General features: G+C 37.3%; 14 protein-coding genes. 9 read left to right on the forward strand and 5 right to left on the reverse strand.

Translation table 11 applies throughout. The features are described 5' to 3' along the window. Window positions 1-61 precede the first annotated feature (61 nt). The 4 genes from ED557_01390 to ED557_01405 are packed head-to-tail and all read right to left on the reverse strand — an operon-like array spanning window position 62 to window position 4949. Window positions 62-1642: a DUF3492 domain-containing protein gene (locus ED557_01390; protein RNC85455.1), complete on the reverse strand. Its 1581-nt coding sequence runs from the start codon at window positions 1640-1642 to the stop codon at window positions 62-64. Continuing rightward, on the reverse strand, window positions 1639-2823 hold the full coding sequence (locus tag ED557_01395) for a DUF3492 domain-containing protein (protein RNC85456.1): 1185 nt from the start codon (window positions 2821-2823) through the stop codon (window positions 1639-1641). Before ED557_01395 ends, ED557_01390 begins: the two co-directional genes overlap by 4 nt. Before the next feature lie 17 nt (window positions 2824-2840). Next, window positions 2841-3776, reverse strand: a complete 936-nt coding sequence (locus tag ED557_01400) for a response regulator (protein RNC86136.1) — start codon at window positions 3774-3776, stop codon at window positions 2841-2843. An 18-nt stretch (window positions 3777-3794) separates the two neighbouring features. After that, the gene (locus ED557_01405; protein ID RNC85457.1) at window positions 3795-4949 is read right to left on the reverse strand and encodes a hybrid sensor histidine kinase/response regulator; all 1155 of its coding nucleotides are present in this window, start codon (window positions 4947-4949) and stop codon (window positions 3795-3797) included. 137 nt (window positions 4950-5086) lie between these two features. Here ED557_01405 and ED557_01410 point away from each other — a divergent pair, with 137 nt between their 5' ends. The 9 genes from ED557_01410 to ED557_01450 all read left to right on the forward strand — a co-directional run bounded on the left by ED557_01410 (window position 5087) and on the right by ED557_01450 (window position 10843). After that, complete coding sequence (locus ED557_01410; protein ID RNC85458.1) at window positions 5087-5581, forward strand: hypothetical protein; 495 nt, start codon at window positions 5087-5089, stop codon at window positions 5579-5581. A 74-nt stretch (window positions 5582-5655) separates the two neighbouring features. After that, window positions 5656-6243: a hypothetical protein gene (locus tag ED557_01415; GenBank protein RNC85459.1), complete on the forward strand. Its 588-nt coding sequence runs from the start codon at window positions 5656-5658 to the stop codon at window positions 6241-6243. A 93-nt stretch (window positions 6244-6336) separates the two neighbouring features. Next, entirely contained in the window at window positions 6337-6579 is a 243-nt protein-coding gene (locus ED557_01420; GenBank protein RNC85460.1) for a cold shock domain-containing protein, read from the forward strand. A gap of 5 nt (window positions 6580-6584) precedes the next feature. After that, window positions 6585-6917 (forward strand): hypothetical protein, encoded by a 333-nt coding sequence (locus ED557_01425; protein ID RNC85461.1) that lies wholly within the window; start codon window positions 6585-6587, stop codon window positions 6915-6917. Then, on the forward strand, window positions 6910-7521 hold the full coding sequence (locus ED557_01430; protein RNC85462.1) for an acyloxyacyl hydrolase: 612 nt from the start codon (window positions 6910-6912) through the stop codon (window positions 7519-7521). The genes ED557_01425 and ED557_01430 overlap by 8 nt, the downstream gene beginning before the upstream one ends. Beyond that, window positions 7521-8024, forward strand: a complete 504-nt coding sequence (locus ED557_01435; GenBank protein ID RNC85463.1) for a peptidylprolyl isomerase — start codon at window positions 7521-7523, stop codon at window positions 8022-8024. Before ED557_01430 ends, ED557_01435 begins: the two co-directional genes overlap by 1 nt. Before the next feature lie 101 nt (window positions 8025-8125). Then, window positions 8126-9595, forward strand: coding sequence for a hypothetical protein (locus ED557_01440; protein ID RNC85464.1), 1470 nt, complete (start codon window positions 8126-8128; stop codon window positions 9593-9595). A 90-nt stretch (window positions 9596-9685) separates the two neighbouring features. Then, entirely contained in the window at window positions 9686-10237 is a 552-nt protein-coding gene (gene msrB / locus ED557_01445; protein RNC85465.1) for a peptide-methionine (R)-S-oxide reductase, read from the forward strand. A gap of 75 nt (window positions 10238-10312) precedes the next feature. Next, window positions 10313-10843, forward strand: a complete 531-nt coding sequence (locus ED557_01450; protein ID RNC85466.1) for a PH domain-containing protein — start codon at window positions 10313-10315, stop codon at window positions 10841-10843. Here ED557_01450 and ED557_01455 read toward each other — a convergent pair. Then, the gene (locus tag ED557_01455; protein RNC85467.1) at window positions 10836-12326 is read right to left on the reverse strand and encodes a sodium-dependent transporter; all 1491 of its coding nucleotides are present in this window, start codon (window positions 12324-12326) and stop codon (window positions 10836-10838) included. The genes ED557_01450 and ED557_01455 overlap by 8 nt on opposite strands. Window positions 12327-12357 lie beyond the last annotated feature (31 nt).

The following is a 12357-nucleotide window of genomic DNA, read 5'->3' on the forward strand; positions in this document are numbered from 1 at the left end:
AGAAACAAGTAACTGTTTACTCTCTAAAAAGGGAGCCGGCCCAACTTCTATGTTTACTTGGTCACCCAACTAATTCTGGCTCCTCGGATAACGTATTCAGAAAATCAATCACTGACTTTGTTTTTATTGATTCCTTTAAAGGATTTCGTGGCAATACCATAAGTCTTTTGTAGCTCTCCAGGTATGAATCGACACTTTTCTTAGTCGTGAAATTAAGTAATACTTTTTCCCTGGATTTTTTTCCTAGCTCCAGCCTGAGATTTGTGTCTTTTAGCAATTTAATAACTCCATCAGCGATTGCTCTTGGATCCCTAGGTTTGCACAGAACTCCACAACCTTCCAGTGCATCTTTAATTCCCCCAACATCAGTAGCTACAACAGGGCGCTGACAACTCATCGATTCAATTACTGTATAAGGGAATCCTTCTGAAATAGAAGTAAGAATTGAAATATCCCCCTCATTAAATACCATACTTGGTTTATCATGAAAACCTCCGAACCGGAAATGGTCTCCAACATTAAGCTCTTTAATTAGCTCCTCGCATTTAGAAACATAGTCTTTGTCAACATCTAAACTGCCGTAAACAATAAACTGAACATCTGTGATTTCCTTCCTTACCAGATCACAGGTCTTAATCATCGTTTCTATATCCTTTAACGGGAAAATATGAGCTACGGCTACTACCGTTGGCTTATCAGCAGTGTGGGCGGGCTTTAGCGTTGGATTAAAGATATTTGTATCAACCCCATTGTAAATCGGTAATATTTTCTTTTCATCAGCTTCAAATTTTTCTTCCCATTTCTGATTAGCAGTAGTAACAGGTGAAATCTGATCTGCGGTATAGTAAACCGCTCTTGTAACCAGCGTTGCCAAATTGAGAAGTAACTGTTTTGAAAAGAAAGGCATATCGGCTCGTCCAAGGTTAATCAGCCTTTCGCGAATATAAACCCCATGATCGGTGACCATACTCGGCGTGCCATATTCGTATTTAGCTACAATTGATGCGAGTGCAGGGAAACCTGCTATTGTTGCATGACAAACATCTATTTCTTTAGGTATACTTACCGCCAGAGGCATCAAAAAATGATATAACCACCTCATCCCAAAAGTGACGTCAAAAACCATGGGTTCTTTTGGATCATCTTTGATGTGCTTGAATCTTTCCATCAGATGATCTTTAAAGTTTAACCATAGAGAAGATTCTCTCATGGTTTGTTTGTAGTCATATACCTGGAAGTATTTCCACATCCCATAGATAATTTCACTTATCTCGTCTGGATCTCGAAACGGATCAAATAGAGTCTCTACAAAATCATAGAATATAGGAGCGAATTGTTCATTGATTACCGCTTTTGTAGTTCTGGACTTCCTCATTATCTGATAAGAAAAAAGTTCGTCCTTATCGTAGTACTGAACCGGTTCTTCTACCCCCCAAAGCGGAATATGGATAATCTTTTTAACATTCTCAGTAAGCTTATACCTGCTTTCAACAAAGGGTTGGCCAGTAATGGTATAAATATATAAATCTACGGTATCAACCAACTCAGAGCAAAGAATATGAGCCCAGGTTGATACACCACCCCCACTGTATGGGTAAGAACCCTCTGTCTCGAACAATACAATGGGTTTCTCATTGCTCATCCGGAAACCTCATTTAGAACCACATCCGAAAGCAATGTTTCGTACTTCCTAAAAATTGATTCCCAAGTATGCTCATCAACAACTTTTTGATAACGCTCAGTCACATAATCCTCGAACTCTGTAGACGCCTTCCATTTTTGTTTTATATGTTGAACTATGGATTTAAGACTGTATGATTTAGGAAAAGTCAGGCCATAATTATCAGTTAAATCACCCACTTTACGACCAGATGGCAGGACCTTGTTTGCCAGTGCCTCAAACATAACCAGGGGTTGAGATTCATTATGGCTCGTGATCATTAGTATATCCATTTCAGGATAGTATTCCCTGGACGGCATATTCCAAACCATCCTCACATATGGATGTTTTTTTGCTTCACTTCTAACCTGATTTTCCAGCTCTTCTTCGTTTGCTCCACTTAACAACATGAGAAAGTCAGCTTCAAACTCTTCGGAATTAAAGGCCTTAACATATTCAAAAAATTGTAGAGGGTTCTTCATTTCTGCACACCTCCCTACCCAACCTATAACTGGTTTTTTTGTTCTTTTTTTCTCATCAATTATCCAGGAACTATCAACTCCATTTGGTACATACCTTACTGATTTAGCACCAAGCTTTTTCTGAAGCGGAATATTTGTTTCTGATACCGTCATGATATAGTCAGCTTTTTCATAAACCTCAGCAGCTATATCTTGAAATAAAATCTCTATCTCTTTTTTTGAAGTCCCGTCATCAGGAATCTCATATCCGCATTCTAATGCAACTGCCCCTTTTTGTACCTCCAGCCAGTATACTGCGTGTTCGGTAAGCACTAATGGACGTTTAGATTCTTCTGAAAGCTTTGTACTAAGCCAACCTGCAAATCCCGTATTTGTAGCATGAATCAGGTCATGAGACTCCATCAATCCATTGAACTCTGAGCTGCTCTCGTTATACCAATCTAAAAGACTATTTGACCAGTTGGTATTAAATTCTGGTGGTGGGATACGAACAAAATCGACTACATTTTCAGGGATTGGATATAATGCAGAATCTAGTGAAAGTGGTCGATAGTTATCAGTGGCAATTTGAAGTATGCTGAACTCAAATGATCTGCAGTGCTTTAGATACTGAAAAATCCATTCACTTACTCCCCCCCTGTACCAGGGATAAGTTCCTTCGATTACAAGCAATACTTTCAAACTTCCTCCAGAAAAAATTACCCTGCATTTTTCTTATATAACCTCCACAAGATGGAACCGGTTTGAGTTATCAATCTTGATATTAGTGAGAACTCGTTTGATGAAAAAAGCACATTACGTTTAATTACTATTACTCCAAAAAGATCTGTCTTATCAGGAACTTTCAAGTTGTTCATTAAAAGACTTTTTTCGTTCACAGAGAAGAGTGGTACGGCAATTTCGGCAGACAATTTATTTGCTTTAGAAAACTCTGTAAAAAAGCCCAGTTCCTCATTATATATATGATTGCTCAAATACGGTGTTTGGGTTTCCAGTAAATGATGGAAGGATTGTTCAGTTGTAATTGAATCTACAATTGTATCGTCAGGTTTTTCATCACCGTAAAAATGAACCAATTCTGAACTATCTCCTTTAACTATCCAGAAGCCAAGAAAATTTGAATCAAGAATAGCTTTTAGCTCTGTACTTAAAACATCAACTGTATCTGAGAAAGAACCCGAAAGAGCACTCTCCATTAATTTCATCACCAATCTATTCTTATTCTCGGCAAGATCTTCCTCTAAATCGGATACATCGATATTTGTAACCAATTTCATTCTTACTAGCTCGAGAATTCGGTCTCTATCTGAAGTAAATAGCTCTTTCTTAATAAAATCTGCGGCTCCCAATTGAAGAGCTCTTTGCTCTTTCTCAATGGTTGGGAGGTTAGTCATAATCAGAACAGGAATCTGACTCTTCTCATTATCTTGTCTCACCGATTCCAATAATTCCAAACCGGTAAGGCCAGGCATATGGATATCAGAGAGAATCAGGTTGATCTTAGTATTAGACAGGATATCGATGGCCTCTTGAGCATTCTTTGCATGAACTAAATTAAATTCACCGCCCAGTAAGTTTTTAGTCATATAATGAATTGGTTCATCGTCATCAATGACCAAAACGGTATATTGAATCATCTTGTAGAGATTAAACTATTGATTAATAGGAAGCTCGATAAAGAAAGTCGAGCCCGCACCTTCTTGCGACTCTACCCATACTTTACCCTTGTGCATATTAACATATTTTTCAACAACCTCTAAACCCAAACCCGTTCCTACTTCCCCTTCAGTTCCTAGATCTGAATGATTATTACCCGAATCAAGACCTCCAAACATGGCATTTTTGATTTTATCAGATATCCCAACCCCGTTATCCTCTACTTTAAAAAGAACCTTATCTTGGTCCGAATTAATATGAAGCGCTACAATCCCTTCTCTTGGAGTAAACTTTAAAGCATTAGACACCAAATTATTAAGCGCTATTTCGATCTTGGTATGGTCAAGGATCACTTTTGGAACAGCAAGTTCTTGAATTAGATTTAATGTTATATCTTTCAAGATGGCCTTGGGTTGATTAACCGATATCACTTTTTCTCCAAGATCATTTAAATATGACTCAGATAGCTTCAAATTATCTTTGCTTGAGGATTCAGATTCTGAGTCGAGAACCTTTTTTACCAGATCCATTAACTTTTTACCGCTTGATTCCATTACACCAAGCATCTTATTTACTTCTTCTTCAGGAAGACTTGGAGTATTCCTGATCAAATTGGCTAGTCCAACAATTCCAGTTAACGGATTTTTAATATCGTGACTGACTATTCTTACCAGCTGATCTTTTTTCGAGTTAAGCTCTTGAAGCTCCAGCTCCCTATTTCTTAGGATCTCAATCCTCTCTTCGCGCTCCTTTTGAAGTTTACCCAAAACTAAATGAGTTCGAATTCTAGCTAAAACTTCGTCTTTTTGATAGGGCTTAGTAATATAATCAACTCCGCCAGCCTCAAAACCCTCTACTTTATCGCTCGTTTCGGAAAGAGCACTTAAAAAGATTATCGGGATCGAACTCAAACTCTCGTCGGCTTTTATAATTCTACATACCTCATAACCAGTCATATCGGGCATCATAATATCCAATAAAACAAGCTCAGGTTTTCGGCTTTTGATTAGTTCAATTGCATCAGTACCGTTAAAAGCAACAATAGGTGTAAACCCTTCCCCCCTAAGAACATGGGATAATAATTTTATGTTAGTTTCCGTATCGTCAACTATAAGAATTAAAAATTCTGACGGATTTAGTTGGAAGTGCATTTTATGTAGTTACTGCTAGTGAGCTGTAGAATTTTTTAAATTATCTGATTAATATCTAATACCGTGAAACTAATATAGAACTATTTACGTCTTATAGTAGTTATATTTTAGAATTCGGGATTAAAGTACTTTTAAATATGAAAAATCTAACCTTTCCAAAATTCTTGAGTTTCTTCGGAGTTGCTCTATTCTATCTATTTATCTCTCACTCAACTTTAATTGCCTCCGAAACTCCAAGTACAGATAAGATTCTCTTCGAAATCTCTGACAAATTCAATGAAGTACGACTGGGAATTACTGAGACATCGATATATATGGTCGTAAGTGAACGAGTTAGAGATATAGCAAACAAAAATTTTCAAGATCAAAACTCCATCGAAGAAAACAATTTCAAAGATTCTGAAGGAAATTTTATTTCAAGCTACACCACATATCTAGAAAGTAATAAAATCGAATATTCACACGATGAAATAATTGAAGTAAAATTTTTAAACGGTAAACTCTCTTTCAATTATTTAAATACCCCAGAAATTGGATTTGAGGACATTTTTTCTACTAATGGAATAAAGGCTCTAAATAACTTTTACGTAGAAGACTTAGAGGCATTTATATTAGCCTATCACGACCTCTAGGATATTTCTCTCAATTAAATTAATGTAACATATAGGATAAGTCTCCCCTCTTTCAAGAAAAGAAGGAGAACGCGATGCTGAGGTTTATACTGCTAGGTATAGTGGCATGTTCAAGTTTTTATGTTTGGACTATTTTCCCAATTAATCATGGACCAGGACAGCTGGTAAATACCCCACCTACTATTGAACGACTTAGTTGGGAGAAGCCCTTCTCTTTTAAATACTCGACTGTCACACCTTTGAGAAAGATTTCGGGAGAAGTAAGAGTACTTAAAAAAAGAAGGTACTATTTTGATTCAAAGAGAGAATACTCACCAGTAGATATTTTAGTTGGATGGAAAGAACTTTCCGACGAACGAAACCTTGAGTACTTACACTTTTCATTAAGCGATAGATATTATGATCTGAATTATTCATCACCACCCCTACCTTTAAATGATGTATACAAACAAATTGATCTATGGCATCTTGTTCCGTCTTCAAAAGAGATTGCCAAACAAGTAAAGAGTATAAGAGAGGGAAGTATCGTCGAAATAGAGGGGCTTATTGTAAATATGGAATTTGAAGACGATTTCCCTTGGGAATCAGAACTCGTTAATAGTTCTAGATCCGGACAACTTAAAACAAATATTATCTGGATCAATAAGATTAGTATTCACTAATAATTTGAAATACTAAATTCTAACTTGATATCCATAGGTATTAGCGTTTTATTTGTTTACTGTCTTTGTCGGGCCAGAAATAAGGAAAAAAATATGTCGTCTAAGGAAAAACAAACCGGAACTGTTAAGTGGTTTCACAACATTAAAGGTTATGGTTTTATAAGCTCTGAAATGGATGAAGAAATTTTTGTTCATTATTCTGAAATTAATTCTGAGGGCTTTAAAAAGCTGAAGCGCGGTGAAAAAGTGGAATTCTTTTTGGATTCGGGCGATAAAGGTTTACTAGCCAGAGATGTTTCTTTGGTAGGAACTTCTGAAGAAGAGGATTACTTTTAGATTAAATGAGTTGGATTAAGTATGTCGTAATCGACATTCTTGCTTTACTAATAATCAGCCTTTTTTGCTTTACTAACAGTACCGGACTTGAAATTACAATCTGGATTTATACAGGGATTTTGCTACTTGGCAGAATCCTTTTCCTTTTTGTTGATTTAATAAAAACGAAATCAACAAAAAAAAAAGTACCAATCTGGTTCTATCATGTTATTTATTTTCTTTCGTCCCTAATCTTGTTTATTTGTCAAAACTATTATCTGGGGTCAGCCTGGATTTTGATTTGGGCACTCTCTTCCATTGAACACTTAAAAAAAATTAAACAAGATTCTAATGCCTAATTGTAAGGGTTCAGTATTATTTGTTTTAATACTGACATTAGTACTTACCGATACTCTGATAGCACAAGAAAAAATATCACTTAATAAAGATCATAAATTTTCTATTCTGGCTGGGTACTCTCCTATTTCTATTAAGTTTTTTGGAAAAACACCCAATACTCAAACCTCGATCAGTCAGGTTCGTTATCAAAAAAAAACGAAGTATTCCTACAAGAAGTTACCTATCTATTATCAAGTCAGTATTTCTCCATATATCTACTATGATTACGAGAAAAGAGATGATGGAGGGAAAAAGGATATCGCATCGGGATTTGGGTTCTCTCCTATTGGCTTTGCTACCTTTTATGAGCTCAATCGTCACATTGATTTTCAATTAAGTACTTCAGGAGGATTTATGATAATGAATCAGGACTTCCCAACAGATAAAGGACAGCAGCTTAATTTTACTTATGAATTAGAGCCCTCATTAGTAATAAGAAATAACCACTTTTTTTCTTTTGCTGCCGGCTATAAATTCCATCACATTTCAAACGCTCAAACAGGTACCGAAAATCCTGGAGTAGATTCGAATTTTATTTTTTTTTCAATCATTCTATCTAGTTAATCATGTCATTAAAAGCTGAAATCAATACATCAAAGGGAACGATTAATCTCACCCTCTTCCCAGAAAAAACTCCTAAAACTGTGGCGAACTTTGTAAACCTCGCTCAAAGGGGTTTCTACAATGACTTAATTTTTCATAGAGTAATTCCAGACTTTATGATTCAGGGTGGGTGCCCTAACGGAGATGGAAGAGGCGGCCCCGGATACCGATTCGAAGATGAATTCGACCCAGAGCTTTTACATGATACCCCAGGTAAGTTATCTATGGCTAACGCTGGGCCTGGTACTAATGGAAGCCAGTTTTTTATAACACATGTAGCGACTCCATGGTTAGATGGAAGGCATAGTGTTTTTGGTAAAGTTGAATCAGAAGGAGATCAGGAAATCGTTAATAAGATTGCTCAGGGTGATATAATTAATTCGATCACTATTGTAGGAGACACTGAAAATCTTTTGGCGGAAGTCCAAGAAGTATCACTATGGAATGAAGTCCTGGATGGGTAGCTCAAAAAAGTAAAATACTGTTATAAGTTAGTAGTGCTGAAACTTTTAATAAAAGCATCGTAGTGCTTTCGGTTACTTAAAAACTAAAAAGCACCATAGTGATGCAATTTACTTTACGGGCACTTCTTCTATCATTATTTACGGTTTTTCTAAGCTTACCAACTTTCGGGCAAACCTATCCCTCTGATCTGGAATATCGAAAATGGCGAGTAACCCTTTTCCCACCAATTAGTACCAATGGAACAAAAACCCTTGATTATTCTGCACGTTACTCTATTAATCTATTAGCAGGATATCATGGAGCTCTTGATGGTTATGAGATCGCTCCGCTTTTCAATTACAATAGATATTATGCAAATGGTTTCCAGTTATCCGGCTTAGCCAATATAACTAGTGGAGATATGGCCGGATTCAATCTTTCCGGGCTTACAAATTTATCAAAGGGAGATATGACTGGAATTCAAGTTTCCGGATTTGCTAATTTTTCTGATGGATGGCTTGAAGGTTTCCAAGTAAGTGGAGCTGTGAACTACTCCAGAAGAGGATCATCTGGTTTACAACTTGCGGGCATCGCAAATATAAGCCAAAGAGATATTGAGGGCTTGCATGCAGCCGGAGTATTTAACTATACAAAACGCGATTTATCGGGACTACAAGCTGCGCCACTTTTCAATTACGCAGGAGACGATGTAGAAGGTCTTCAGGCTACTGGAGGGATTAATTTTGCTGATAACGATATATCGGGTTTACAAGCAGCGGGCATTGCAAATATTTCCAGAGGATCTATCGAAGGTCTTTTAGCATCTGGCGTTCTTAATTACGCTGAATATAATGCAAGCGGACTTCTAGTATCAGGAGGCTTCAATATTAGCAGAAATATAGAAGGTTTATCGGCAGCAGCGATAGCGAATATTGCTCGAGATTTAGAGGGTTTACAGTTTGCCGCAATAAATTATTCACGTGAAGCTACTGGTCTTCAAATAGGCTTGTTAAATATCGCAAGGGAATTCCAAGGGGTTCCAATTGGTCTTTTGAGTATTTATGGAAATGGAAGAGCCAACGTTGAAACACGCTTTTCAGATGCAGGCTTTGTTGACCTCGGTATCACAACAGGAACACACAGAGTGTATAATTCTTTCCTATTTGGATATAACTCTTTGTTAGATAGAGATGTTTATAGAATTGGAGTTGCTGTTGCATTGGAGAAAAATATTCAGGATTCATTCGAAAATATTGAAAGTACTTCCCTTTTTGTGAATCAGGAATTTAGTGTATTCCACCTATTTGAAGGAGATTGGGATAAGACTAAAAATCGAATTTTCACCTACAAATATATGCTTGGTAAGAGGTTTGGAAGCGGAGCTTCTGTTTTTGGTGGCCCAAGCATAAATATGCAGGTTACCAGGGTTGATAATACCAATGACTACACCTGGTACAGCGTATGGTCTCCTTCAGCTGGAGGTCGTCAATATAGATTTTGGGTTGGATTCACAATCGGTGTAAGAGTATTTCATCAAAAGAATCTCCCATTACTTGAAGATGATTTTAATAACTGGGAAATAGATTGGTAAGCGTACTGTAAATTGTTATGGTTTTGTGATGCTAAGAAGTGACAGGAATGATTAATTAAGTCATAACTGTTAAATCAAAAAATTAAAACAATGTATAAACACGTCTACTTTTTATTGCCCGTGGTTCTATTGGCGATGTTTGCCTTCACGAAATCTCCTGAAGCGGATCATCACCATGAAGGCCATGAACATACATTTGAAACTATGCTCGATACAGTTCCTACTTTTCCATATCAAAAAACGGAAGCTGAATGGAAGGAGATTTTGACTCCCTCTCAATTTCGTATTCTTAGAAAGAAAGGAACCGAATTTCCATATGTGAACGAATATTTCGACTCGAAAGAGGACGGAATATATGTTTGTGCTGGATGTGGTCAGGCTCTTTATGATTCTGATCATAAATATAAAAGTGGTACAGGCTGGCCAAGTTTTTGGAAACCTATCGACGATTCATTAGTTGTTGAGCTTGAAGATCGAAGTTTATTTATGGTACGTACTGAAATTGTTTGCTCGAATTGCGGCGGACATTTGGGACATGTATTCGATGACGGGCCCCGCCCTACTGGATTGAGGTACTGTATGAATTCGGCTGCCATGAAATTGGTAGATAGAGACAAAGTACCTGAACTAAGTGAAAACTAAATTTCATCTTACTTCAAAAAAGGAGTTATTTGAGGCGTTCTAAGAACGCCTTTTTTGTTTAATAAAGATCATATCATGTCCCAAAAAGCTGTAGTCCTAAAAGAAGCGGAGTTTAACCCAAAGCTAAAGACCTATCTTAACCTATATGGTCTTTTCATACTGCTAGTCTCATTTATTACGATTCCACTAATTCCTTTTTGGTTGATCATCGCTCCTTTCTTTATAAATAAATACTACGAGCGGCTTGACTGCGAACTTACTACGCGCTCATTGCGATTTAAAAAAGGATTGCTAGTAAAGATTGAAAAGACCATTCCTCTCGATAAAATTCAGGATATAACCTTTAGAGAGGGCCCACTGTTACGAAAACTGGGATTAAGTATTCTTAGAATAGAAACAGCAGGGAATTCGGCTTCCGCTGCTGCTGATCTGAGCCTAATTGGTATTGTAGATGCTCACGAGTTCAGGCAATTGGTTTTTGACCAACGAGATAAAGTAACCGATAATCAAAGTACTGGAACGCTTTCACAAGGCGATGAGTCAATTGTAGAAGTACTAAAAGATATACGAGAGTCTTTAAAGCGTATTGAAGGTAAAATTAACTAACTTCTGCTTTCGCGATTATTCTTTTGTTAAAGTAATAAACCAGTCCTATTGCAATAGCCCATTGCACTAATACAGTTGCAACTGAAAAGGGACTAAACGGGTTGTACCACGTGTCTGGTGCATATTCTGTGGCGCTTAAATACATCCACCAAATCAGCAGTGTGATCACTTCAACAGGAACGATGTAACGAATTATGATCGTCCACCAGGATCCTAATTTCGTTTTCGATTCTTCAGTATTAACCAGGTTGTTTCTAAATTTTTCAGCTCCATATGAAATGACTGCATAGGAAATAAAGGCACCTGAAACCATCAAACCTACCCCCCAAACAAAATCCTGATTAGCAAAAAATGTAAGGTTCAATGCTGACGGTATGCCAAAAAGAAAACCTGCACTAGCGATATAAATTGTTGCTTTTTTGCGCTCCATACCAAGCTCTACAAATACTTTAACTGCGAGTTCAATCATAGAGATAAGTGAACTAAAAGCAGCGAAAGTAAGCCCCAGGAAAAACAGAACGGAGAAAATACCTCCACCTGTCATTGAAGCAAATAATTGAGGCATCCATATAAATGTAAGCCCTGTGCTTGCCGGACCTGATGTCTTCATTACATCCAATATCTCAGAATTACTCATGCTAGATCCAAGCGTACCAAAAACGGTAGAGAAGATTATTACCGCAGCTAATAGTGAGATTACATTATTCCCAATTCCCGTTTGAAAAGCACTGATGGTTACATCATCCGATTTTCTCATATAACAAGCATAGGTTAGGATTAATCCCCATGCCGCCCCGGTATCCCAGGCATTTTGTGTTAATGCTTCTAACCAAATTTTAGGACTTTTAAGAGTCGCCCAATCAGGTGTAAACAAATACTTTAAACCTTCACCACTTCCCTCAAGGGTTAACGACTTTACCAAAGAAACGAGAATTACTACGAGCAAAGAGGGAATAAGAATCTTGTTAACCCGCTCAATCGAGGATATTCCTTTAATAACAACAAAGCCTCCTACAAGCATAATCACACCGTGAAATAACACCGGTAATCCATTGCCTTGGAAAGACTCCCATACCTGAAGTGAAGCTGTATAAGTATCAGGAAGACCACCCGAAACTGATTGGATTAGATAGAACAAACACCATCCTGCAACTACGCTATAATAGAACATTATCGCTGTTGCAACGAAACCAATAAATCCGCCCATCCAGCCTTTATTCTTACCAATCAATTCAGAAAAAGACCCTATTACCCCTTTTCGACCATTCCTTCCAATACCGTATTCAGCGATAATTAAAGGTATTGACCAAAGAAAAAGGAAGCATAACCAGGCTACAAGGAATGCCCCTGCCCCATCTTCACCTCCATTTTGAGCAGCAATTCGGGGGAATCTCCAAATATTTCCGGTACCAATTGCTATACCTAGTACACTTAAAATGAGTCCGAGTTTGGATGAGAAACGTTCTTGTGAATTCGCTGCCATGCAAATAAATGTTAATTAGAAAATAGTGCTC

The sequence above is a fragment of the Balneola sp. genome (genome assembly GCA_003712055.1).
GTDB lineage: Bacteria > Bacteroidota > Rhodothermia > Balneolales > Balneolaceae > RHLJ01.